The sequence below is a fragment of the Ruegeria sp. AM5 genome (assembly GCF_056540645.1).
The window spans coordinates 938,504-962,125 of record NZ_JBQFXC010000001.1 but is presented as its reverse complement, the minus strand read 5'-3'; the positions used below and the strand labels follow the sequence as shown (position 1 = coordinate 962,125).

The following is a 23,622-nucleotide window of genomic DNA, read 5'->3' as shown; positions in this document are numbered from 1 at the left end:
GTCTGGGGCTTTGGCCGATAGCTTCACTTTAATCTCGAAGTCTGGTGGCGATAACACCACTTCTCCTCGCAGGGGTTGGCAGCTTCTAGACTTGGCGCTAGCTTCACAATCAAGCATCCCGATAGGGGGCGCAACTAAGGGAGATACCACTATGAAAAAGATGTTGAGCGGTGCGGCTTTTGCCGCCCTGAGTGTGGCGTTTGTCACCGAAGCAGCCGCGACCGAATGGAATGCCTCGGTCTGGGGTAAGCGCCGCGCATTTACCGAGCATGTTGAGAAACTGGCTGAACTGGTGAACGAAAAAACCGGCGGCGATTTCACCATCAATGTTAGCTATGGTGGATTGTCGAAGCCCAAGGAAAACCTGGATGGTATCGAGATTGGCGCGTTCGAGATGGCGCAGTTCTGTGCGGGCTATCACCGCGATAAGAACCGCGCGATCACCGTTTTGGAACTGCCCTTCCTTGGCGTAAACACATTGGATGAAGAGGTGGCCGTCAGCCACGCAGTCTATGATCATCCAGCAGTCAAGGACGAGATGGCGCAGTGGAACGCGCGCATCATCATGACTTCACCGATGCCTCAATATAACCTTGTTGGTACCGGTGACCCTCGTGATGAGCTTGCCGAGTTCGACGGTATGCGCGTACGCGCCACTGGCGGTTTGGGGCAAGCATTTGAAGCGGTTGGTGGCGTACCTACGTCCGTGCCCGCGACCGAAGCCTATAATGCGATGGAATCTGGCGTGGTCGATACCGTGGCCTTCGCTCAGCATGCGCATTTGTCATTCGGGACGATCAACGAAGCTGACTGGTGGACGGCCAATCTGAATCCTGGAACGGTAAACTGTCCGGTGGTGGTGAATATCGACGCTTATGAAGCGCTGCCAGCCGAACATCGCGAAGCGCTGGACAGCTCGATTGATGAGGCTATCGATCACTATCTGGCCAACTACGGTGGACTGCTTGAAAAGTGGGATGGCGTGCTGGCAGAGAAAGGCGTTGAAAAGGTCGAGATTGACGATGCCGTGCTTGAGGAGTTTCGCGCCAAAGCCGCTGATCCGATTCGCGCGAAGTGGATCGAAGACATGACCGCTCAGGGTCTACCTGCGCAGGATCTTTATGATCTTGTGCAATCGACACTGCAACAGCAGCGCGGCGGTAACTGATCGCCACAGCCGGGTGTCATTAGGCACCCGGCATCTCCTTCAATCAAAGGAATGCTGAGATGGCAGGACATGCCACGGTGCTTGAGGATGGCAGTCTTCTAAGCCGGTTGGATCACCGTTTGTTACGTCTAGAGCGTTTTATGGCGTTGATCAGCGGATTCGCGGTTTTCGGGCTGATGGTGCTGGCTGTTGTGTCAGTCAGCGGCCGAAACGCATTAAACGCGCCTTTGCCCGGATATGTTGACTGGATTGAACAGGCGATGCCCTTGATCGCGTTTCTGGGTATCTCGTTTGTGCAACGTGATGGCGGGCACATCCGAATGGATATCGTTATCTCGCGCCTGAAAGGGCGGGCGCTGTGGTTGTTCGAGCTGATCTCGGTTCTGTTGATACTGCTGCTGATGCTGGCGCTGGTTTGGGGTAGTTGGTCCCACTTTGACCGCTCATTTGACTTCGGCGCTCCGATGTGGAGTCGCGACAGCTCGATTGATATCGGGATTCCTATTTGGCCAGCCAAGCTGCTGGCACCCGTTGCTTTTTCGGTGCTGTGCGCCCGGCTAATCTTGCAGGTCTGGGGCTATGGACGCGCCTTCATGCTGGGGCTCGAGGCACCGGTGGCCGTACCGCTGATACAGGATGCCGCCGCACAGGCTGCAGCCGAGGCCGAACAATTCGAAGGACGTAACTGACCCATGGACACGATTGATATCGGCCTTTGGGTCACTGCCGGACTGTTGGTTCTTGTCGTCACTGGCATGCGGGTGGCATTTGCTGCAGGTCTGGCAGGGTTGGTTGGCCTTGTTTGGATATTCTGGGCAAAGTTTGGGTATGATCCCGAGCGGTTTGGTAAGGCACTGACGGTGGCCGTCAAAACGGCTGGCCAGGTGCCACATTCCAAGGTGGCGTCTCATACGCTGAGCCTGATCCCAACATTCATCCTGATCGGCTATCTAGCCTACTACGCTGGCCTGACCCGCGCCTTGTTTGAGGCGGCAAAACGCTGGGTGGCATGGGTGCCTGGCGGGTTGGCCGTTTCAACGATTTTTGCGACCGCCGGTTTCGCCGCCGTATCAGGTGCATCGGTCGCCACATCAGCCGTCTTTGCGCGCATCGCCATCCCTGAAATGCTGGCCGTCGGGTATAATAAACGTTTCGCCGCCGGTGTGGTTGCCGCTGGCGGGACCTTGGCCTCGCTAATCCCCCCATCTGCGATCCTTGTGATTTACGCCATCATTGTCGAGCAGGATGTGGGAAAACTGCTGCTCGCAGGCTTCATCCCCGGCGCGTTTTCGGCGGTGATCTATGGCTTGCTGATCGTCGGTATCGCCGTGATCTTCAAGTCCGTCGGACCACCGGTCACCGGGTTTACTTGGAAACAACGATTTGCTGCTCTTCCGGGCGCACTGCCCATTGTGGCGGTGATCCTCATCATAATCTGCTTTGTCTATAACCCCTTCGGCGACAAGGCTTGGGGCACCCCGACCGAGGGCGGGGCCATCGGGGCCTTCATCGTGTTCTGCTTTGCCCTGATCCACGGCATGCGCTGGCCTGAATTCAAATCGGCTTTGCTTGAAACCGCCAAACTGACCGCCATGATCTTCGCAATCATCTGGGGTGTTCTGATCTATGTGCGGTTTCTAGGATTTGCTGATTTGCCGGGGGCGTTTTCCGACTGGATCACTTCGCTCGAAATGTCACCTATGTTGATCCTGATCTGCATACTGCTGGCCTATGCAGTGCTGGGCATGTTCATGGATGCGATCGGTATGCTGCTTTTGACACTTCCGGTCGTGTATCCCGCCGTTATGGCCCTGAACGGAGGCGAGGCCGTCAGCGCAGCAGACAGCGCCTTTGGTATGTCCGGGCCGATGTGTGCGATCTGGTTTGGAATCTTGGTGGTCAAAATGGCCGAGTTTTGCCTGATCACACCTCCTATTGGTCTAAACTGTTTTGTTGTCGCAGGCGTGAGGCCTGATCTTAGTGTTCAGGATGTCTTCAAAGGGGTAACGCCGTTCTTCATTGCCGATGCACTTACCATCGCACTGCTGGTGGCCTTTCCAGGGATTGTTCTATACCTGCCATCGCTTGCGGGATAAGAAAAAGCCCCGGCCAAAGGCCGGGGCACAGTTTTAGAAGTGCGGGTTCTTTATCCTGCCCGCATCAACATCCCGAACAGATCCCGCGGGTCGTCAGGGTCTGCCAGCATATCCAATGGCTCATAGAAATCAGTGCCTTCAATCGCGCTTTTGATGTAACGTAGTGCCGAGAAGTCCTCGATCGCGAAGCCGACACTGTCGAACAACGTGATCTGTCGATCATCGGTGCGCCCTTTGGCCTGTCCGGTCATCACTTCCCACATCTCGGTGACAGGGTGATCATTCTCCAGAGCTTGAATTTCACCTTCGATCCGCGTTTGCTCGGGGTATTCTACAAAGATATTCGAGCGCAGAAGGATATCGCGGTGCAGTTCGGTTTTGCCGGGGCAATCACCGCCAATCGCGTTGATGTGCACACCGTGGCCGACCATGTTGTCGGTCAGGATGGTGGCGTATTTCTTGTCAGCGGTGCAGGTCGTTATGATCTGAGCGCCTTCGATTGCGTCCTCCGGCGTTTTGCAGGGCACGACCGTCAGCCCTTTGCCCTGCAGATTGGCTGCACATTTCGCCGTCGCGTTCGGGTCGGTGTCGTAGAGCCTGACCGTGTCGATCCCGCACATGGCTTTGAAGGCGAGGCACTGGAACTCGGATTGCGCGCCGTTTCCAATCATCGCCATCGTCGTTGCGGATTTGGGCGCGAGATATTTACCGACCAGAGCAGAGGTTGCCGCTGTCCGCAAAGCAGTCAACATCGTCATTTCGGTCAACAATGTCGGGTAACCGGTATAGACATCAGCCAGCAGGCCAAACGCGGTCACGGTCTGCAGGCCCTCAGACGTATTTTTGGGATGCCCGTTGACGTATTTGAACCCGTATGCCTCACCATCCGAGGTTGGCATCAGTTCGATCACCCCATGTGGTGAGTGGGCCGGGATGCGGGGCGTTTTGTCAAAGCTCTCCCAGCGTTTAAAATCGGATTCGATCTGCGCGGCAATCTGCGTGATCATCTGTTCGACCCCGATGTGGTGGACCAGACGCATCATGTTGTCGACGGATACAAATGGCACGAGGGCCTTATCAGAAGGTTGCATCAAAGACTCCTATCGGCGGGAAAGATGGATACCAGCGATCATACAACGTACGGATCCACCGGCTGTTTCAATTGTGGGAACCGAGAGCGGCAGCGGAGTTGCACTGGCTTCGATGATCGCGACTTGAGCAGGTGTAAGAGCCTGTAGCGCTCGGCTGGACAACGCCAGGACAAGACCATCATTGCCACTAAGCTCAATCGCGTTTCCTGCAAAATCTGCAATCTGCTCATGGGACAGATCGATGACAGTACGGCCAGATTCCTCAAGCCGTGCCCGAACTGTTGCCCGACGTTCTGGGTTGGAAATCATGTCCAAACAGATAAGGGCGTAGTGCGTGCCGATCCCCATTAGGACATTGGTGTGATAGACATCACGGCCTTCAGCGTCCTTTGCATCAAAGGCAATCGGCTCATAGTTGAAATGCGTACAGAAACGCTCCAACAACACCGGATCGGCGCGGTTGGATCGAACGGTGTAGGCAATACGGCCCACGTGATCCAGAACCATTGCGCCCGTGCCCTCAAGCGCGAGGTCGTCCTGTTCGAGGCCGGAATAGTCGATGACGTCTTGCACTCGATATTCCCTCTTCAGTAACTCAATTACATCTGAGCGTCTTTCGCGTCTGCGCGATGGAACGAACATCGGATAAACAGCGACATGACCGCCTGGATGGGTCGAAAACCAGTTGTTTGGGAACACGCTGTCGGGGGTGTCACGTTCGCCTTTGTCGTCAAACACATGAACGGTCACACCAGCAGCGCGAAGCTGTTCTACTGCTTTGTCATGCTCATCCCGCGCGGCAGCAGACGTCGCTGCAGCAGATCGATTTGCCAGTGTTTGAAATGCATTGTCGTCGCGGGTTTCAGGATTCGACGCAAATGCGTGCGGGCGCACCATCACGACAGCTGAAGGAGATTGAAGAGAAATCATCAGAAGCTCCGGGTTGGGCGATCGAAGATGCGACGACCCATCAGCGAGGCTGCAAGATCGACCATCAGTTTTGCGGTTCGGCCGCGCTCATCCAGGAATGGGTTCAGTTCAACTAGATCCAGCGAACAAACGAGACCGCTTTCATGCAGCAATTCCATGACCAGATGGGCCTCACGTTCGGTGGCACCGCCGGGGACAGTGGTGCCGACGGCTGGTGCGATCGACGGGTCAAGGAAATCTACATCCAGCGAGACATGCAGGATGCCGTTTGCTGCGCGTACTTTATCAAGGAAGGCCAGTAGGGGTGCCTTGATCCCGTGCTCGTCGATGCTACGCATATCGGCCAGCATCGCGTGATCTTTTTCCAACGCCGCACGTTCGGCGGGATCGACCGAGCGCAGACCGATCATACCGACGCGATCCGTTGGGATCGGCGATATCAGCGGTGGAAAGGCGTCAAAGCCTGACTGGCCAGTGAAATAAGCGACCGGCGTTCCATGCAAATTGCCGCTGGCCGTGCTGCTGGGCGTATGAAAATCGCTATGTGCATCCAGCCAGAGCACGAAAAGAGGGCGCCCGATACGGTCTGCATGTGCCGCCATTCCTGCCACCGTGCCCATCGACAGGGCGTGATCACCGCCCATGAAAATAGGAAGGCCTTCAAGCGCGGCCTCTTGTGCCGTGCGGCTTAGCGCCTGTGTCCAGCCCACGCATTCCGGTAAAGAGAACAGATGGGTGTCTTCCGAAATGTCGACGGCATCTGGTCGCGTGTCACCGATGTCCGACACAGAATGCCCGAGATCTGACAGCGCTTGGGCGAGACCCGCGACCCGATAGGCATCTGGACCCATCCGACAGCCTTGGCGGTGTTTGCCGGCATCCATCGGCGCTCCGGCGAGAATGATGTTCATTTTGCTCATAAGTCTATCTATCGATACGATATGAGTTGAGAAAAGAGATCAAATTGGTCAAAGTGAATTGGCTAATTCCGATTTGGTAATCACGCATGGACGAACTGGACAATCGCTTATTGAACGCACTGCACAGAGATGCTCGGGCATCGTTGTCGGAACTGGCTGAACTGCTCGGGGTGACCCGAACAACCGTGCGCAGCCGACTAAAGCGGCTTCAGCAGTCTGGCGAAATCGTCGGCTTTACCGTTGTGACACGGCAGGGCGTGTCGGAAAGCCCTGTTCGTGGATTGATGATGCTTGAGATCGCAGGCCGCGGGACCGAGCGGATCAGATCGCGGATCGCTGCGATGCGTCAGGTTCGGGCGGTGCACTCAACCAATGGAAGTTGGGATCTGATCGCAGAGATCGGAACCGATACACTGGATGAGCTTGATGAAGTCCTGTTCCAGATCCGTCGGATGGAGGGCGTCACACGATCTGAGACCAATCTGTTGCTCTCGACACGCAAGGGACGCTCGTGACGCGTTGGCCTAGGCCCTTTGCCGGATGGAAAATTCGTGCAAAGCTTTGAATTGACACTGATCTGAGGATCGCGGGGCAGGGGCGAACGGAATGACGACACAGCCGACAACGGAAGAGACACGCGCCGTACGTCTGGCCGAGTATGTGACAGGGCTGTTGGAAAAGCCGCTGGTCAAGATTGCGGTTCCGTTGCTGATTACAGGAATCGCGCTTGCGGTTCTGCATGACCTCTCTGCGCATGTGAAATGGTCAGATATCCAAAGCGATATCGCAGCGAAACCATGGAAATTCATGTTTTTTGCGATGTGCTGGACGGCTTTCAGTTTTCTGTCGCTTTCGTTCTACGATGTGCTTGCCGTGCAGAGCGTCGCCGATGGAAAAGTGCCTTTGCCCGTCGCAGGGATGGCCGGAGCAAGCGGCTATGCGGTATCGAACTGCCTGGGATTCTCCTATATCACCGGCACCGCGATCCGATACCGTATCTATGCGTCGCTGGGGCTTGATCTTGGCCGCGTGGCCGGGGTGATCGCGACCTCTTGGGTGGCGTTCTGGATGGGACTGATCCTGCTTTTGGGCCTGTTGCTTACAATACACCCGGATGGCATTTCCAAGGTCCTGCCGATCAGTGAAACGACGGAAACTGTGATCGGTCTGAGCATGTTGGCGGGGCTTGCGGTCTTGTTTGTCTGGCTTTCAAGCGGAGGGCGGCGATTGGCCTATGGTGGGTTTGGGTTCAATCTGCCGGGCGGCAAGCTGGCAAGTCTGCTGACAATCGCGGCGGTAGGCGATCTGTTCGGCGCTTCAATGGCGCTGTATGTGCTCATGCCGGACGATCTGGGGGTTGGCTACCCGTATTTCTTCGCGGTCTATATAGGCGCTATAGCGGTGGGTATCCTTAGCCATGCACCGGGTGGAATCGGTGTGTTCGAAGCCACTCTGATCGCTGGTCTAGGGGCGTCGGGCCGGTCTGATGTGATCGCTGCGCTTCTGCTCTACCGACTGGTCTATACGTTCCTTCCGTTTGCCATCGCCAGCCTGTCGATCGCGGTCGCGTCGGTGCTGACACAGCGCCATCGCATCGGGGGCGCGGTCACTTGGGTCTATCGCGCAATTCGCCCCATTGTCCCGATGGTGGCTGCCGGCGTCGCGGCTGTGGCGGGAGTTATCCTGTTGGTTTCAGGGGCTTTGCCTTCCAGTTCACAGAACCTTGGCGTACTGCGAGAGGTTTTGCCTTTGTCATTTGTCGAGGCATCTCATCTTGCAGGCAGCGCCGTGGGTGTCCTACTGCTACTTGTCTCACGTGGCCTATTCCGCAAGCTCTATCGGGCATGGGTTGTTGCCATGCTTTTGATGGTGGCGGGTTTCTTCGCCTCGCTCGCCAAAGGGCTTGATACGCATGAAGCCCTTTCATTGCTGTTCACGATTGGCCTTTTGGCGATGTTTCGGGGTGCGTTTTACCGGGTAAGCGGTGCATCTATCTTTCGGCTGAATATCCCTTGGCTGGTCAGCGTCGTCGCGTTGCTGGCGGTGATTTTCTGGATTGGATTGTTCGCTTATTCCCATGTCGAATATCAAAACGCGCTGTGGTGGGACTTTGCCTGGAGTGGAGATGCCTCGCGATTCCTGCGGTCCAGCCTCGTGGTGGCCGTGATCGTTGGCATCGTGGCGGTGAACTCGCTGTTCGGCCGTGAAATCCCCGCGCCGGTTAGGACTGAAATCCCCGAAGTTGTCGAACGTCTCGTGATGGAGAGCGAAGACACCGAATCTCAGATTTCACTGACGGGTGATAAGCAATTCCTGATCTCGCCTGACGAAACCGCATTCCTTGCCTATGCCGATACTGGCAATGCGCTGATCACCAAAGGAGAGCCTGTGGGTGATGAGCAAGCGGGACAGCAACTGATCTGGCAATTGCGAGAAATGGCCGATCGCGAAGGCAAGCTTTGTGCGTTTTACAGTGTATCGACCAAATATCTGCCGACATTCCTGGACCTCGGCCTATCGATCCTGAAGATCGGAGAAGTGGCCCGCGTACCGCTGCAGAATTTCTCGCTGGACGGAAAATCGCGCAAACGGTTCCGGCAGGCGAAGAACAGGGCTGAGCGTGAGGGGTACAAGTTCGAAATTATCCCCAAAGAACAGCTTGCACCGGTGTTGCCCGAACTTCGTCAGATCTCGGACGATTGGTTGGCGCAAAAGGCAGGTGAGGAAAAGGGTTTTGCCTTGGGCGGCTTTGATGATGCCTACCTTTCTTATTTCGACCATGCGGTTCTGCGGGATGAGACGGGCAAGATCATGGCCTTTGCGAACCTGTTTCAAGGCGGAAACAAATCCGAACTGTCTCTGGATTTGATGCGTTATGAACCGGACAGCCCCAGCTTTGTCATGGATGCGCTGTTTGCTGAGATGATGGTCTGGGGGTCCGAGCAGGGATTCCACTGGTTCTCACTGGGTGCTGCGCCATTTTCAGGGATCGAAAACCGGCAGTTGGCCTCGCTTTGGAATCGGATCGGTGGGTTCGTTTATGAACATGGCGAACAATTCTACCACTTCGAAGGCTTGCGCGCCTTCAAGCAGAAATTCGATCCGGAATGGAGCCCCAACTATCTAGCCAGCCCCGGCGGGTTGGCCGCGCCACGTATCCTCTACGAAGTTAACATCCTGATCTCGGGTGGCCTGCGCGGGTTGACGAAATAGGCCTTAGTTCAAGCTGGCGCGTGTTGGCGTTTTCTCCAACAGATCACCCCAATCGGTGCGATAGGCCATCTCGGCCAGCACCGTCTCGGGTAGGAATTCCTGATTCTGCCGAATCTGCCAACCACCACCCAGACCTTTGTAGATCGCGACCAGATTCGAAGAGACCTCCTGCCGGGCCTCGATCAGGTTCGCCTGCGATCGTAATAGCGCGGTCTGCGTGTTCAGGATACGCGAATAGCTGGCGATGCCGTCTCGGTACTGATCGACCGCGATTTCAGCCGCCTTGCGCGAAGCTTCGACGCTGCGTTGATAAAAGGTGACCTGTTTGCGCGCCTGTGCGTAAGCAACCATCGCGCTTTCGACCTCGGAATACGCGGTAAGAACAGTATTCTGATAGTTGGCGATCAACGCTTGATAGGCGGCATCCTGCGCGCGGACATTGTTCTTGATGCGGCCATAATTCAGGACGTTCCAGACAACGCCTGCGCTAGCCAATCCTGTGGCGCTGTTGGTGCTGAACAGATCGCGCCCACCCGAGGCCTGCAACCCGATCGCGCCCGACAGAATGAACTGCGGATAGAGATCAGCTAACGCGATCCCGACCTGCGCCGATTGGGTGGCTGCCGCCAACTCGGCGGCGCGGACGTCAGGTCGTCGCCGCAGCAATTCGGCGGGCACACCAACGGCCACGTTGCTGCGCCCTGTTGGAATTCGGCCTGAATTGCCGATCAAGCCAGTCATCTGGGAAGGGGTTTTGCCCAATAGAACGGCCAGCGCGTTCTTGGCCTGTTGAATATCGCTTTCCAATTCGGGCACGAGTGCCTTGGTGTTGTTGAGCAGAGCAGTTGATTCCTGAACATCCAGCTCGGTTGTAACGCCGTTGTTGAAGCGCAGCTGAGTGAGGTCTGCCGATGCCTGCTGAATCGTGATGTTTTCCCGCGCGATGCGCAGAGCCTCTTGCAACGAACGGATGTTGATATAAAGCGCCGCTACGTCCCCGGTCAGCGTGACCAGTGCGTCGTCATAATTAGCAACCTGCAGTGCCAGGTTCGATCGCGCGGCCTGTACGCCGCGACGTTGCTGGCCCCATAGGTCCAGTTCCCATTGCGCATCAAACCCAACTTGCGAAGTCGAGAATTCGGTGTCCAAGGGAATGATCCGCCGGATGTCCGAAATCGGTCCAAGATTGTCGCTGATCTGTCGGCGTTGGAGCGAACCGCCCACGGCCTGCGATTGCGGGTAGAGCTCTCCGAATGCGATACCAAGTTGCGCGCGGGCCTGAAGTACGCGGGCACCTGCGACCTGTATGGTCAGGTTCTGCGCATAGGCTTCGGCGATCAGTTTGTTCAGCGTCGGATCATTGAACGTTTCCCACCAGCGCACAACCGGGGCGCTGCGCGAGGTCAGGCCGCTCTGGCCCGCGCTGGGGTTGTTGACCTCCATCCATTGCTTCACGACCGGAGAGTTGGGGCGCACAAAATCAGGCCCCACCGGCGTACAGGCGGTGAGGGTAGCGGCGCAAAGGGCAGTGCCTAACAACCGGCGGAGTGTCATCGTACGCATCCTCAGATATCCAGTGGCCGGATGAAGTTGGCGAAGGAATAGAGGCGAATGTTGATGCGCCTCAGAAATTCAAAGCTTTTTCCCATGCCGGTGTAAATCGCCACCGCAGCGTGGCCACCTGCAGGAAAAGTATGCCCCTCAGGCACATCGACCGAGATCTGAACAGCGATCCGACCGGGCAGTTTTGGCAGCTCAAAGCCGGGCAGGCGGCCTGAGGGCAAGTATTGGCCCTGACGTGTGGCCCACCAGACCGCCTCAACCTTGCCGGTCAGAATTTCTCCGGGATAGAGGTCCAGAGCAACTTCGACCGGTTGGCCGACCTCGACAAATTTCAGGTTCTGCTGGCGGAAGGTGGCTAGAATATAGGGGTCTTCTTCGGTGACAAAGCTGGCAATGGCACCCAGACGAATTTCCCCCACAACCATCCCCGGGCGGGCCTGTTGCGAAACGATCATGCCATTTTCGGGGGCATAGATCGTTGTGTTGTCGAGAAAATACTCGGCCTCGGCCAGCTGCGCCTCAGCCTCAATAATGCCCGTATTCACGCCGTCGATCTGCGAATCCAGCGCAAGGTTGGCCTTTTCAAGATTGGCCTGAGCTTCCTTAATCTTCGCCTGATCTTCCGCGACCTGTTCGTTCCAGCGGTCTAGTTCATCCTGGCGGGCGCCCCCGGCGGGAACGAGGTTCTCGTATCGCGCTTGTTCGGTCAGCGCATAGGCCAGCTGCGCGTTCGCGCGTTCGACTGCTTCTCCCGCCGCGATAACGTCCTGTTCAAGGATCTTTGCGTTTTGCTGCGCCGCCACCAGCTGTGCATTCGCCTTGTCCACGGCCAGCGAAAACACCGTGTCGTCGAACTTATACAGCGGATCGCCCTTAGTGACCCAGGTGTTGGGCTCGACCAAAACCTCGGACAGGATTGTGGGCTGAGTCAGACGCGGGACGATCTGGATGGTGGAGCGCACGACGTGGCTGTCGACGGAAAAGGGCTGAAAGAAGCGCAGCGCGACCAAAAAGATCAGCAGCAGATGAGCGCCGACCCAGAATGAGACGATCCCCCACATGATGTTGAATTTCAGCCATTGCACCTTGAAGAAGATGAACCAGACAAAAATAATGTAGAAAAGCGTGATGCCTAGGGCGACGAACATGAGTGCTGAATTCCTTTGGCCTTAGGCTTGCTTTGTTTCGTCGGTATCAAGTGGGTCCTGGTATTCCGGTTTGACGGTGCCTCCCAGACGCTTGATTTCATCCCTTATGGCCTTGCGTTCTTCATCAGGGCCGCGGCGCATGTCGACGGTGACGCCGTCGTGAAACGCCCAGATAAAGGCGTGCACCCAAGGGACAATCGCCAAAAATCCCATCCATCCCATGATCTTGACCGCTTCGGCATGGGGGTGATTGCGTTTGATCGCGATACGTCCGGGCAGGCCCATTATGAATAGAAACAAAGCCATCACCGCTGCCAGCAGCAAGATAAGTGCCACAAATGTCAGATAGTCATAGTAGCCCAGCGGCTGCCCCAAAAGTCCCATGCTCGCGCCTCCTGTTGTTGGAAACTGTTCCATCCTCAGGCGCTGTTGTCCAGCTAATCAATCACTTTCTGGCTGATCGGAGGGACGCATCAGCATTCAATAATTTTGGTGTTCCAGTCTATGCACTTCTGATGGAGGTCGTCGGGTAGCGGTAGATCGGTATAAACCATATCAACATCGGATAATGAGGCGATGCGTGCGGGCGCGGTGCGCTGAAACTTTGAAGCATCCGCTACTAGGCTGATCTGCCGGGCTTGTTCAATGATAGTTTGACTGACCAGTACTTCTTGGAGATCGAAATCCATTAGATCCCCATCCGCATCCAATGCGGAACAGCCGATAATCGCGTGATCGAATTTGAACTGGCGGATGGTCGAGACCGCAAGATTCCCGACCAACCCACTATCTGATCTGCGCAGCACACCGCCTGCAACGACGATCTGGCAATCGGGGTTATCGGCCAGGATATTGGCAACGTTCATATTGTTGGTCACGACCATTAGGTTTTTGTGTTTCAGCAATTGGCGGGCAACGGCCTCGGTCGAGGTGCCTATGTTCATAAAGATCGAGCTGCCCTCGGGGATGTCGGCCGCGCAGCGTTCAGCGATGCGTGTCTTGGCTTCATGATTCAGGGCGCGCCGGTCTTCGTATCCAATATTAGACACGCCAGAACGCAGAACGGCACCCCCGTGAACCCGATCCAACTTACCAGCTTCTGACAGTTCAGTCAGGTCACGGCGAATGGTTTGAACCGTCACCTGAAAGCGCTCGGCCAGTCCTTCGACAGTAACGCGGCCCTCTTGCTCGGCGACTAAAAGAATGTCCGATTGGCGAAATGATAGTGACATGGGCGGTCCTGAGTTCCGGTGTTTTCGTTTTTGTTCTAATTTTGCGGTTAAGCAAGGGAATTCGTTAGTTGCACTTATTAATATTCGTTGTTTCAGCTAAAAACGAACAATATCGAAAAATAAAGTTGACGATACGAACCATCATGCTGCTAATGCGCTTGAAACTGCCACGTTGGGGAATCAATTGGATATGTCATCGGACAGCAGCCAAGTTACCGATCTTTTTGTGATCGGCGGGGGTATAAATGGGTGCGGTATCGCACGTGATGCGGCAGGTCGGGGCCTATCGGTCACCTTGGCTGAAATGAACGATCTGGCCTCGGCGACGTCGTCAGCCTCGACCAAACTGTTTCATGGCGGGCTACGGTACCTGGAATTTTTTGAATTTCGTTTGGTGCGTGAAGCGCTGGTCGAACGCGAGACCTTACTGCGCGCTATGCCCCATATCAGTTGGCCCATGCGTTTCGTGCTGCCCTATCACGCCGATATGCGTTTTGACTCTGAAACGCCGACCTCACGGTTGCTCAGTACGGTGATGCCATGGATGCGCGGGCGTCGTCCTGCGTGGCTAATACGGCTTGGCCTTTTTTTGTATGACAATCTGGGCGGTCGCAAAATCCTGCCGGGTACACGTTCGCTGAACCTGCGCGCGGCACCCGAGGGGGCTCCGCTGCAAGACAAATTTGAAACCGCCTATGAATACTCGGACTGCTGGGTCGAGGATTCGCGGCTGGTGGTCCTGAACGCCCGCGATGCCGAGGCACGCGGGGCCAAGATCATGGTCAGGACCGAGGTTCTTTCGGCTGAGCGGATCGATGAACTGTGGCAGGTTACGATCCGGGATCGGGATAGCGGCAAGACCGAAACCGTCCTTGCGAAGATGTTGATCAATGCGGGCGGACCTTGGGTAGGTGACATCATCCAGACCAAGATCCGGGTCAATTCCCGAGAAGGCGTCCGTCTGGTGCGTGGCAGCCATATCGTGACACCCAAGCTGTTTGACCATGACAAGTGCTATTTCTTTCAGGGCGAAGACGGGCGCATCATCTTTGCGATCCCGTACGAGCAGGATTTTACCTTGATCGGAACCACGGATCAGGATCATTCTGACCCCTCCGAGCCTCCGATTTGTACCGAGGCCGAGCAGGAGTATCTGTGCGCTTTCGCATCGAAATACTTCGCGAAGCCCGTTACCCGTGAAGATATTGTCTGGACCTATTCAGGCGTCCGTCCGCTATATGATGACGGCGCAAGCAGTGCCACGGCGGCTACCCGCGATTACACGCTTAAAGTTGATGCCGAGAGCGGGGCTCCGGTGTTGAATGTCTTTGGTGGTAAAATCACCACCTACAGACGCCTCGCGGAAAGCGCGCTGGAGAAGATTGGAGAACATTTCCCAGATCTTGGCGGACCATGGACCGCAGGCGTCCCATTGCCCGGCGGGGATTTTCCGGTCGACGGCGCGCAGGATTTGATCGGGAAACTGATAGCGGAGTACCCGTTCCTGACCGATTTTTGGGCCCGTCGATTGATCCGGGCCTATGGCACCGAGACCTGGGACCTTCTGGGTCCGGCAAAAGATCAGAGCGATCTGGGTGACGATTTCGGCGCGACATTGACCGAGGCCGAACTGGTTTGGCTGATGGACAAGGAATACGCGCGCACCGCTCAGGATGTCGTGTGGCGGCGCAATAAGCTGGGTCTAAGGCTCAGCCCCGAACAGATCAGCCGGATAGACGACTGGATGGCCAAACGGTTAACTGACTAGCGTGCGGATCAGTCGATCCAAGCAAAAAAGATACGCCCCGCAGATGTGCGGGGCGTTTTGCGATTTCAATGCCGGTCTTATGCGGCTTCTTCTGACGGTTCCGGATCGTTCTTGCTGCCTTTGACCCATTCGCGCAGGCTCTGCATCACAGCGTAAAGGACCGGTACCAGAATGACCCCGAACAGAGTGGCTGCCAGCATGCCGCCGAACACGGCAACGCCGATGGCCTTCTGGCTGGCAGCTCCGGCCCCGTTCGCGGCCAGCAGGGGAACCACGCCCAAAAGGAAGGACAGGGCGGTCATCATCACAGCGCGGAAACGCTGATATGCGGCTTCGGCCGCGGCCTCCTTGATTGACAGCCCCTTGGCCCTTTGCTCCATCGCGAATTCGACGATCAGAATCCCGTTCTTTGACGCAAGCCCGACAAGCATGATCATTCCGATCTGCGTGTAGAGGTTGATGTCGCTGCCAACGATCGCCACCGCTGCGACGGCACCGAACAAGGCCACGGTCACCGACATTAGGATCGAAACGGGCATCGTCCAACTTTCATATTGGCCGACAAGGAACAGGTACCCAAACAGGATCGCCAACCCAAGGATCACCACGACCAGACCGCCCGAGGCCAGCTGCTGCTGCGCCGTTCCGGTCCATTCATAGGCATAGCCGGGGGGCAAGGCAGTCGCCGACTCCTCGGTCATGACATTGATGGCGTCCCCGGTCGAGAGCCCCGGTGCCGGAACCGCTGTCACAGTGGCCGAGCGGAACAGGTTATGCCGCTTTAGCAGGACCGGACCCAGCACGTTCTCGATATCGATCAGCGTGCCAAGCGGTACCATCTCACCTTTGGTGGAACGTACATAAAGCTCTGAGATATCATCGACCTTATTCCGGTATGACCCTTCGGCCTGGATCATTACGCGATAGACACGACCAAACAGGTTGAAGTCATTCACGTAATACGAGCCAAGCTGCGCCTGCATGGTCTGGAAAATCTCGGCCACCGAGACTTGCAGGGTTTTGGCCTTTTCCCGATCCAGATCGACAAACAATTGCGGCACGTTCGCACGGAAGGTGGTGTAGGCCTGCGCGATCTCAGGACGCTGGTTTGCGGCATAGACATACGACCCAACGGCCGAGGCCAGATCCTGCGGCGAGCCGCCACCGGTCTGCTGCACTTCCATTTCAACCCCTGCAGACATACCAAGGCCCTGAATGGGTGGCGGGTTGAACGCAACAATCGATGCGGCAGACTCACCATATGCAATCGCCAGAACCTGGTTCAGGATCGCATCCGCACTGAGCTCGGGTTCCTGCCGCTCTTCCCAGTTGGTCAGGTTGACAAAGATGGCTGCGCCATTGGTAGTGGTCCCGTTCAACAGCGAGAACCCATTGACCAGAACGGTACTGGATACGCCGGAGATCTGTTGAATCTGTTCATCGATCCGCGCAGAAACCGCCTCGGTCCGTTCAAGCGTCGCCGCATCGGGAAGCTGGATATCGACGAACAGATATCCGTTGTCTTCCAGCGGAATGAACCCTTTGGACGTGTTGCCCATAATGGTCCCAGTACCCGCTGCGAATGCTGCAATGATCCCCAGCGAAATGACCGGCAGGATCAGTAGCTTTCGCACGATGGCGACATAGCCGCTGCGCATTCCGCCGATAAATTTCTCGAACACGGCCAGCAACCCTTTGGGCGGCCCCGAGCGCGCCTGTAGCACAAGCCCGCACAAGGCCGGTGAAAGGGTCAAGGCGTTGATCGACGAGATTACCACAGCAGTCGAGATCGTTACCGCAAACTGGGAATACAATCGTCCGGATATGCCGGGCATGAAAGTCACCGGCACGAAGACGGCCAGTAGCACCAGCGTGGTCGCGATCACGGGCCCGGTGATCTGGCCCATGGCCTTGCGGGTTGCCTCGGCAGGGGGCAGACCTTCATCGGCGATTATACGTTCGACGTTTTCCACCACGACGATGGCGTCATCTACAACGATCCCGATGGCCAGCACCAATGCGAACAGCGAGATCGTGTTCAGCGACATGCCAAAGGCCAGCAGGAAGGCAAATGTCCCGATCAATGAGACCGGAATTGCTACCGCCGGAATGATCGTCGCCCGCCAACTGCCAAGGAAGATGAACACAACTGTGATCACCAATATGAATGTCAGGATGAGGGTCGAGACCACGTCATTGAGCGACTGTTCCACGAAATCCGTCGTATTGAATGGAACATCGTATTCGACATCCGTGGGAAAGGACCGTGACAGGCGCTCAAGTTCGGCCTCAACACGTTCGGACACCGCAAGGGCGTTTGCGCCGGGGGCCTGATAGATGCCGATAACGGTCGCAGGAACGCTTTCGAAATAGCCCGAGGCGGAATAGAACTGCGCCCCTAGCTCGACGCGCGCAATGTCTTTGACGCGCACAATCGCACCGGCTTCGCCTGTACGGATTACAATATCTCCGAATTCATCGGCCGAGGTCAGGCGGCCTTTGGTCTTGATCGTATACTGAAAGGTCTGCCCTTCAGGTACAGGCGGTGACCCGATTGAGCCCGCAGAGACCTCGATATTCTGTTCGCGGATGGCATTGATCACATCACCCGGAGTGATTGACAGCGCGGCCATCTTGTCCGGGTCCATCCAGATCCGCATGGCGTATTCCAGATTGGTCAAAACATCCGCTTTACCCACGCCCTGAACCCGCGCCAGAGCGTCTTTCAAGTTGATTGAGGCATAGTTCGACAGGAACACACTGTCATATGTGCCATTGGGCGAGGTCAGCGTGACCAGCAACAACATGTTGGTTGACGCTTTTTGCGTGACAACACCGGATGAAGTCACTTCGGACGGCAGCGATGCCATCGCCTGTGCCACACGGTTCTGCACGTTGACCGAGGCGATATCGGGGTCGGTGCCCACCTCGAACGTAACGTTCAACGAATACGAGCCGTTATCCGATGAGGTCGACGTCATGTAGATCATGTCGTCCACACCGTTGACCTGCGCCTCGATCGGGGCGGCCACGGTATTTTCCACGGTTTCGGCATTTGCACCTGTATAGGTGGCCGTTACGCTGACCACCGGCGGCGTGATATCGGGAAACTGCGCAACCGGCAGAACCAGATAACCGATCCCGCCCAAAATGGTCAGGACCAGCGAAATGACAAGCGCCAGCTTGGGCCGGCTGATAAACAGGGCTGAGAACATCAGTTATTCTCCGGCTGCTCGGACGCAACGACTGCATCAACGGCGACGCCGGGGCGCACGCGTTGCAGGCCTTCGACGATGACGCTTTCGCCTTCGCGCAGGCCATCTGTGACGATAATCGCCGAATCCACGGTATCTCCGGTTGTGATGTAGCGTTGTTCAACCATCTGCTTGTCATTGACGACCAGAACGAATTCGCCGCGCTGATCACGCTGCAGCGCTGCTTGAGGGATCAATACCTGCAGCGTCGGCTCAAGCGCTTCGATCTGAACGTTTACGAAGGCACCATCAACGAGCAGACGCTTGGCATTGTCGAATTGAGCTGTGATCGTAATGGCTCCGGTCAGCGGATCAATGCGGTTGTCGACAAAAATGATTTCGCCGGTTTCATCCAGCTCAGTACCGTTCGGCAGAGTCACATGAACATTCGGGCTTTGGCTGCTTTCAGCTAGCGTGGCCGGGTCTTCACCAAATTGTTCAAGAACCGACGTGAACTGCTTCTCATTCAACGAAAAATTCACATAGATGGGGGCTTCGCTGACCAGGGTGACAAGCGGCGGATTGTTGGGGCCCACAACATCACCGACACTGGTTTCCACGCGGCCGATGCGGCCCGAAAACGGGGCGTGGATCTGTGTGTAGCTGAGATCAAGCTCGGCCTGTTGGATCGCTGCATTGGCGGCTTTGACCTCGGCCTCGGCGACCAGTTCATTGGCTCGGGCAATGTCACGTTCTGATTCCGGTGTAGCGTCGCGCTTGTACAGCTCTTCCTTGCGGGCGAGATCGACTTTGGCCAGTTCAAGGTTTGCCTGCGCCCGGTCCAGATCGGCTTTACGCGCCTCAAGCGTGGCTTCGTAAAGATCCGGTTCGATCGTGAACAGCAGGTCATCCTCATTCACCGGAGAGCCATCGTCGACGTTCTGGCTGTCCAGGAAACCACTGACGCGCGCGATAATATCGACCTTGTCGATTGCCTCGGCCCGTCCAATGAAGGTGGCCTGATCGGTGATCTCTTCGGTATAAGCTGCGGCGATCGACACCTTGGGCGCAGGGGCATCGCCCTGATCCTGCGCGACCGCTATCTGAGGCAGGCTGGAACATGCAAACAAAGCGGCAGAAACGCCTAGTGCCCTGAAATAGCCGCGTGGGCGGAGTGCTGGCTTCTTAAATGCAAGGGACATGTTGACGCCTCGTTCAAAGTAAAGATTGCACAACCGGGCAACAGAAACCCCCGGATGAGTCGATTGATTTTATAGGCAGGATGGCGGGTTTGACGCAGTTTCTCAAGCGTGTTGAGGTAATGCGTTGGCAAGAATCGACCCGAAATTTCTTTCCAATCTGCAGACTTAGCCTGCATCCGCAGGCGTTTATCTGCCCGATGTCAATTGGGGCGGGCGAATTTTCTCTGCCAAAAACCAGCAGCGGAGACGTTTCAGGGCTCCGCTGCGGCATTCATAAATCGAATTTTGTTGTTATTCACGCGTTCCCGCAAACCGATTCTGCCAGTCTTCGCGCTGTTCGTCCGTGATTTTGGCAAACAGCACGTCGGGAACCGAAAATTCATGGCCAGCGGGCAGGGCGCGCAGCGCGGCATCGATATCTTCGGGCCAGCTGGTATCGAGTGTGTTCATCGCGCTAAGCATTTTTGCAGACGCATCGGGAATGAACGGCGCGCTCAGAACTGCATAGAGGCGGATCAGGTTCAGCCCCAGCCGCACCTGCGCCGCAGCCTGCGCAGGATCTTCCTTAAAGGTAGACCATGGTGCGGCAGCCTGCAGATACTCGTTGCCCGCGACCCAGATCGCTCGCAGCTCTTGCGCGGATTTGCGCACTTCCATCGCTTCCATGTGGCCTTCGTAGGCACGTACTCGTCTAGTAAGCTCAGCAATCAGGGTCTGTTCACGTTCGCCATACGCACCACCTTCGGGCACTGCTTCACCGAATTTCGAGCGGCAGAACTTAGTGATCCGGCTGACAAAGTTACCCAGAACATCCGCAAGATCTTTGTTCACCGACTGCTGGAAGTTCTCCCATGTGAACTCGCTGTCGCTGCTTTCTGGCGCATGGCTCAACAGCCACCAGCGCCAGTAGTCGGCGGGCAGAATGTCCAGCGCCTGATCCATGAACACTCCACGGCCCTGTGAGGTCGAGAATTGGCCACCGTCATAGTTCAGGTAGTTGAATGATTTCAGGTGGTCGACCATCTTCCAGGGCTCGCCCGATCCCAGAATGGTGGCCGGGAAAGACAGGGTGTGGAAGGGCACATTGTCCTTGCCCATGAACTGAACGTAACGCACATCATCCGCGCCTTTGTCGGTGCGCCACCAACGTTCCCAATCGGCATCAGACTTACCATTGGCGTCGGCCCATTCCTTGGCGCAGGCGATGTATTCAATGGGGGCATCGAACCAGACATAGAAGACTTTGCCTTCCATGCCGGGCCAATCTTGATCACCTTTCTTGACTGGTACACCCCAATCCAGATCGCGGGTAATGCCGCGATCCTGCAGGCCGTCGCCATCGTGCAACCACTTCTTGGCGATCGAGGTTGTCAGGATCGGCCAGTCTGTCTTGCTGTCGATCCACGCGTCCAGCTGATCTTTCATTGCGGATTGACGCAAATACAGATGCTTGGTCTCACGCACCTCAAGATCGGTCGAGCCGCTGATCGCGCTGCGGGGCTCGATCAGGTCGGTCGGGTCTAGCTGCTTGGTACAATTTTCGCACTGATCACCGCGCGCGCGCTCATAACCGCAATTGGGGCAAGTGCCTTCGATATAGCGGTCGGGCAGAAAACGGCCATCGGCGTTGGAATAAACCTGCTTTTCGCTGACTTCCCGGATCAGCCGGGCCTCATCCAGTTTGCCAGCGAAATGTTGGGTCAGTTTACGGTTCTGATCGCTGGACGAGCGGCCAAAGTGATCAAAGCTCAGGCCAAAGCGCTTGGCGATATCGGCCTGTACTGCGTACATGTCAGCGCAATATTCAGCCACAGGTTTGCCCGCTTTGGCGGCGGCCAGCTCGGCCGGGGTGCCGTGCTCGTCGGTTGCACACAGGAACATGACCTCATTGCCCCGGCCGCGCTGATAGCGAGCGTACAGATCGGCAGGCAATTGCGAGCCGATCAGGTTGCCGAGATGTTTGATCCCGTTGATGTAAGGGATCGCCGAGGTGATGAGAATTCGGGCCATAATGCGCTTCCACGTATCTGTCTGCGCGCCCGTCTACCTTATGTGGCCAGTAAGCAAAAGCCCGCATTCATACCCGCTTGAATTTAACGGGTACTACTACGCGACTTCGTGCATTCCCGCGAGTTTGTGTCGCGTTCGTCAGCGATTTCGCCCCGTGCGTACCAATGGTGTATGATGATCAGGAGAACCCAGCTTAGGGGGAATTTCATTATGCAGAGTTTATGGAATTTCATTATGCAGAGTTTATGGATGGGCTGCTGTGCCGCCGTTGCAGCTATTGTATTTACCGCCAGCGCCATCGCCGACCAGAGCGCCACAGATGATCCGGTGTATGCTTTTGACCACGCTATGCTCTCGATCTTTCACCGTGGCCAGGATGCGCTGACGGCTGAAACCAGGCCCGTCATGATTATCGCACGTGATGTCACAGTCATGACCGAAGACGGAGAGGCGAGCTATCCAAGGGATGCGCCAACCTATCAACATCTGAAGTCCACGTCGCATGTTGTGTTGGGATTGATCGGGGCGGTGACTCCATGGCCTGATGAAAATACCGATGATGAGCGCTGGAAGGCGGAGTTTGCAATTATCATCAATGAGATAGATGTATTTCTTGCGGCATTGGACGAACTGGACATAGCCAAGGACGACTTGGCGAGCCAGCGCAAAATGCTCGAAACAGCCCGGGCATTTGCTCAAGGTGCACTCGACAAGGATCAGATCACACGTGAAACGGTTTCGCAGGTGATCAACGACATGCGGCCCATCTGGGCAGAGAATATGGAGAAATCTGCACGTGCGGAGTTGAACGCACTTCATACCGCCGTGTCCGATGCACGCGCAGCCATAAGCGAAGAGGAGTGGGCCAAGATGTATGTGGTGCATCACGGCGGCTCCAGCGTCAAAGACGTCAATGTCGTGCTACTGTACCTACAGCGCGTGATGCCGGAAAAGGTTGCTGCCGGGCAGGTTCTGTTCGCTGAGAACGCACACGGGAACGACGCGTTGGCCGGATACGCCGGATACGTTCGAATGCAGAGGCATGTTGGTGCATGGGTGTTCGGGGACCCTGAACGGATGCGGGTTGACCTGCTGGGATATGAGGCGGGATCGATCCTGGATGAAATGATCCCGGCACCACCGCCAAAGCCCACCGATTAGAGAATTACTTCAGCAGGTGTGAACAGGTGATACGTTTCGCACGGGCGAAAGAAATTGAGCTTAATGTCATGGTTGCAGATTGTACCTGACATTTGGATGTAAATAACCTCAGGTTGAAACACAGAATCACAACCTCTTGAAATTGTAGCAATGACTTCCCATTTAAAATGTATACAAAAGTATACAATAACGAGGGCAATCTGCTGATGTTTGACTTTTTACTAGAGGGCGCATTTGTGCCCTTTACCTTGGCGCTTGCGCTTCTGTTCGGTCTTCTGGGCCTTGAACTGATCGCATTGGTTTTCGGGGGAAGTCTTCTGGCAGGCGAGGGCGAGGTTGATCTGGACATGGTCGACGCGCCCGATCTGGACGTCGTCGACTTTGATCTGGATATCGACGCCGACATCGATCTGAGTGACTTGGAACTGGCCGAAATTGAAACCGATGTGCCTGCGGCTACGCCCGTCGGCCCGTTTGGCTGGTTGGGCATTGGCAAGATGCCATTCATGATCTGGCTCGTTGTGCTGCTGGCTGGTTTCGGCCTGAGTGGCATAGGCCTGCAACTGGCGCTGCGTGATCTGCTGGGCTTTGACTTACCTGCATGGTTGGCCGCGATTCCGGCCGGAGTATTCGGCCTATGGTTCGCACGTGGCTTTGGTGGTGTCTTCGCTCGCCTCCTGCCCAAAACCGAAACCGAAGCGATGTCGGAACGGATGCTGGCCCGCCGCCGTGGCGTGATCACTCAGGGTATCGCATCGCGAGGCCGTCCAGCCGAAGTCCGCGTCATGGATCGCTTTGGCAACACGCACTACCTGCGCGCAGAGCCGTTGCAGGACAAAGATGCGCTGGAGCAGGGAACAGAAGTCCTTGTTCTGCGTGATCGACGGCGCGACCGGTTCGTTCTGGTTCGCATGTCAGTTTAACCA

18 protein-coding genes are annotated in these 23,622 nt (G+C 56.2%); 8 read left to right on the top strand and 10 right to left on the bottom strand.

Features of this window, described 5'->3' with window-relative positions:
• Positions 1 to 151: 151 nt before the first annotated feature.
• Genes ACR0AH_RS04860 through ACR0AH_RS04850 form a run of 3 tightly spaced genes read left to right on the top strand, consistent with a single transcriptional unit; the run spans position 152 to position 3,264 of the window.
• Positions 152 to 1,168, top strand: a complete 1,017-nt coding sequence (locus ACR0AH_RS04860; RefSeq protein WP_170405200.1) for a C4-dicarboxylate TRAP transporter substrate-binding protein — start codon at positions 152 to 154, stop codon at positions 1,166 to 1,168.
• Between the two features lie 59 nt (positions 1,169 to 1,227).
• Complete coding sequence (locus ACR0AH_RS04855) at positions 1,228 to 1,857, top strand: TRAP transporter small permease subunit (protein WP_170393345.1); 630 nt, start codon at positions 1,228 to 1,230, stop codon at positions 1,855 to 1,857.
• A gap of 3 nt (positions 1,858 to 1,860) precedes the next feature.
• A complete protein-coding gene (locus tag ACR0AH_RS04850) occupies positions 1,861 to 3,264 on the top strand; it encodes a TRAP transporter large permease (protein ID WP_170393344.1) in 1,404 nt (467 codons plus the stop codon).
• Between the two features lie 50 nt (positions 3,265 to 3,314).
• Here the strand turns inward: ACR0AH_RS04850 and ACR0AH_RS04845 are convergent, their stop codons facing one another.
• The 3 genes from ACR0AH_RS04845 to rocF are packed head-to-tail and all read right to left on the bottom strand — an operon-like array spanning position 3,315 to position 6,205.
• A complete protein-coding gene (locus tag ACR0AH_RS04845) occupies positions 3,315 to 4,358 on the bottom strand; it encodes an ornithine cyclodeaminase (RefSeq protein WP_480590684.1) in 1,044 nt (347 codons plus the stop codon).
• Between the two features lie 6 nt (positions 4,359 to 4,364).
• Positions 4,365 to 5,285 carry a citrulline utilization hydrolase CtlX gene (ctlX, locus tag ACR0AH_RS04840; protein ID WP_480590682.1) on the bottom strand — a complete coding sequence of 307 codons (921 nt, stop codon included), beginning with the start codon at positions 5,283 to 5,285 and terminating at the stop codon, positions 4,365 to 4,367.
• A complete protein-coding gene (rocF, locus tag ACR0AH_RS04835) occupies positions 5,285 to 6,205 on the bottom strand; it encodes an arginase (RefSeq protein WP_170510398.1) in 921 nt (306 codons plus the stop codon). Before rocF ends, ctlX begins: the two co-directional genes overlap by 1 nt.
• 86 nt (positions 6,206 to 6,291) lie before the next feature.
• Between rocF and ACR0AH_RS04830 the strand changes: the two genes are divergently transcribed.
• Both ACR0AH_RS04830 and mprF read left to right on the top strand, forming a co-directional pair.
• Positions 6,292 to 6,720 carry an Lrp/AsnC family transcriptional regulator gene (locus tag ACR0AH_RS04830; RefSeq protein ID WP_170393340.1) on the top strand — a complete coding sequence of 143 codons (429 nt, stop codon included), beginning with the start codon at positions 6,292 to 6,294 and terminating at the stop codon, positions 6,718 to 6,720.
• 91 nt (positions 6,721 to 6,811) lie between these two features.
• On the top strand, positions 6,812 to 9,418 hold the full coding sequence (gene mprF / locus ACR0AH_RS04825) for a bifunctional lysylphosphatidylglycerol flippase/synthetase MprF (RefSeq protein ID WP_480590680.1): 2,607 nt from the start codon (positions 6,812 to 6,814) through the stop codon (positions 9,416 to 9,418).
• A gap of 3 nt (positions 9,419 to 9,421) precedes the next feature.
• Here mprF and ACR0AH_RS04820 read toward each other — a convergent pair whose 3' ends face one another.
• From ACR0AH_RS04820 to ACR0AH_RS04805, 4 genes are all read right to left on the bottom strand, one after another.
• Complete coding sequence (locus tag ACR0AH_RS04820) at positions 9,422 to 10,972, bottom strand: efflux transporter outer membrane subunit (RefSeq protein WP_480590678.1); 1,551 nt, start codon at positions 10,970 to 10,972, stop codon at positions 9,422 to 9,424.
• An 11-nt stretch (positions 10,973 to 10,983) separates the two neighbouring features.
• Positions 10,984 to 12,129 (bottom strand): HlyD family secretion protein, encoded by a 1,146-nt coding sequence (locus tag ACR0AH_RS04815; protein WP_170393337.1) that lies wholly within the window; start codon positions 12,127 to 12,129, stop codon positions 10,984 to 10,986.
• Positions 12,130 to 12,150: 21 nt separating this feature from the next.
• A complete protein-coding gene (locus ACR0AH_RS04810) occupies positions 12,151 to 12,513 on the bottom strand; it encodes a DUF3302 domain-containing protein (protein WP_170393336.1) in 363 nt (120 codons plus the stop codon).
• An 89-nt stretch (positions 12,514 to 12,602) separates the two neighbouring features.
• The gene (locus tag ACR0AH_RS04805) at positions 12,603 to 13,361 is read right to left on the bottom strand and encodes a DeoR/GlpR family DNA-binding transcription regulator (protein ID WP_480590676.1); all 759 of its coding nucleotides are present in this window, start codon (positions 13,359 to 13,361) and stop codon (positions 12,603 to 12,605) included.
• 190 nt (positions 13,362 to 13,551) lie between these two features.
• Here ACR0AH_RS04805 and glpD point away from each other — a divergent pair, with 190 nt between their 5' ends.
• On the top strand, positions 13,552 to 15,129 hold the full coding sequence (glpD, locus tag ACR0AH_RS04800) for a glycerol-3-phosphate dehydrogenase (RefSeq protein WP_480590674.1): 1,578 nt from the start codon (positions 13,552 to 13,554) through the stop codon (positions 15,127 to 15,129).
• Between the two features lie 77 nt (positions 15,130 to 15,206).
• Here the strand turns inward: glpD and ACR0AH_RS04795 are convergent, their stop codons facing one another.
• From ACR0AH_RS04795 to metG, 3 genes are all read right to left on the bottom strand, one after another.
• Complete coding sequence (locus ACR0AH_RS04795) at positions 15,207 to 18,344, bottom strand: efflux RND transporter permease subunit (protein ID WP_170731957.1); 3,138 nt, start codon at positions 18,342 to 18,344, stop codon at positions 15,207 to 15,209.
• Positions 18,344 to 19,525, bottom strand: coding sequence for an efflux RND transporter periplasmic adaptor subunit (locus ACR0AH_RS04790; protein ID WP_170393332.1), 1,182 nt, complete (start codon positions 19,523 to 19,525; stop codon positions 18,344 to 18,346). Before ACR0AH_RS04790 ends, ACR0AH_RS04795 begins: the two co-directional genes overlap by 1 nt.
• Before the next feature lie 291 nt (positions 19,526 to 19,816).
• Entirely contained in the window at positions 19,817 to 21,535 is a 1,719-nt protein-coding gene (gene metG / locus ACR0AH_RS04785) for a methionine--tRNA ligase (RefSeq protein ID WP_480590672.1), read from the bottom strand.
• A gap of 234 nt (positions 21,536 to 21,769) precedes the next feature.
• Here metG and ACR0AH_RS04780 point away from each other — a divergent pair, with 234 nt between their 5' ends.
• Both ACR0AH_RS04780 and ACR0AH_RS04775 read left to right on the top strand, forming a co-directional pair.
• Positions 21,770 to 22,696 carry a hypothetical protein gene (locus tag ACR0AH_RS04780; protein ID WP_480590670.1) on the top strand — a complete coding sequence of 309 codons (927 nt, stop codon included), beginning with the start codon at positions 21,770 to 21,772 and terminating at the stop codon, positions 22,694 to 22,696.
• Between the two features lie 167 nt (positions 22,697 to 22,863).
• Complete coding sequence (locus ACR0AH_RS04775) at positions 22,864 to 23,619, top strand: OB-fold-containig protein (protein ID WP_480544462.1); 756 nt, start codon at positions 22,864 to 22,866, stop codon at positions 23,617 to 23,619.
• The last annotated feature ends 3 nt before the right edge of the window (positions 23,620 to 23,622 follow it).

Bases quoted from the DNA above. Each gene is read 5' to 3' on its own strand.
- ACR0AH_RS04815 (WP_170393337.1), bottom strand. From the start codon at position 12,129: ATGTTCGTCGCCCTAGGCATCACGCTTTTCTACATTATTTTTGTCTGG.
- ACR0AH_RS04860 (WP_170405200.1), top strand. From the start codon at position 152: ATGAAAAAGATGTTGAGCGGTGCGGCTTTTGCCGCCCTGAGTGTGGCG.
- ACR0AH_RS04775 (WP_480544462.1), top strand. From the start codon at position 22,864: ATGTATACAAAAGTATACAATAACGAGGGCAATCTGCTGATGTTTGAC.
- ctlX (WP_480590682.1), bottom strand. From the start codon at position 5,285: ATGATTTCTCTTCAATCTCCTTCAGCTGTCGTGATGGTGCGCCCGCAC.
- ACR0AH_RS04795 (WP_170731957.1), bottom strand. From the start codon at position 18,344: ATGTTCTCAGCCCTGTTTATCAGCCGGCCCAAGCTGGCGCTTGTCATT.
- ACR0AH_RS04855 (WP_170393345.1), top strand. From the start codon at position 1,228: ATGGCAGGACATGCCACGGTGCTTGAGGATGGCAGTCTTCTAAGCCGG.
- ACR0AH_RS04850 (WP_170393344.1), top strand. From the start codon at position 1,861: ATGGACACGATTGATATCGGCCTTTGGGTCACTGCCGGACTGTTGGTT.
- glpD (WP_480590674.1), top strand. From the start codon at position 13,552: ATGTCATCGGACAGCAGCCAAGTTACCGATCTTTTTGTGATCGGCGGG.
- ACR0AH_RS04830 (WP_170393340.1), top strand. From the start codon at position 6,292: ATGGACGAACTGGACAATCGCTTATTGAACGCACTGCACAGAGATGCT.
- rocF (WP_170510398.1), bottom strand. From the start codon at position 6,205: ATGAGCAAAATGAACATCATTCTCGCCGGAGCGCCGATGGATGCCGGC.
- ACR0AH_RS04790 (WP_170393332.1), bottom strand. From the start codon at position 19,525: ATGTCCCTTGCATTTAAGAAGCCAGCACTCCGCCCACGCGGCTATTTC.
- ACR0AH_RS04780 (WP_480590670.1), top strand. From the start codon at position 21,770: ATGCAGAGTTTATGGATGGGCTGCTGTGCCGCCGTTGCAGCTATTGTA.
- metG (WP_480590672.1), bottom strand. From the start codon at position 21,535: ATGGCCCGAATTCTCATCACCTCGGCGATCCCTTACATCAACGGGATC.
- ACR0AH_RS04820 (WP_480590678.1), bottom strand. From the start codon at position 10,972: ATGACACTCCGCCGGTTGTTAGGCACTGCCCTTTGCGCCGCTACCCTC.
- ACR0AH_RS04810 (WP_170393336.1), bottom strand. From the start codon at position 12,513: ATGGGACTTTTGGGGCAGCCGCTGGGCTACTATGACTATCTGACATTT.
- ACR0AH_RS04805 (WP_480590676.1), bottom strand. From the start codon at position 13,361: ATGTCACTATCATTTCGCCAATCGGACATTCTTTTAGTCGCCGAGCAA.
- mprF (WP_480590680.1), top strand. From the start codon at position 6,812: ATGACGACACAGCCGACAACGGAAGAGACACGCGCCGTACGTCTGGCC.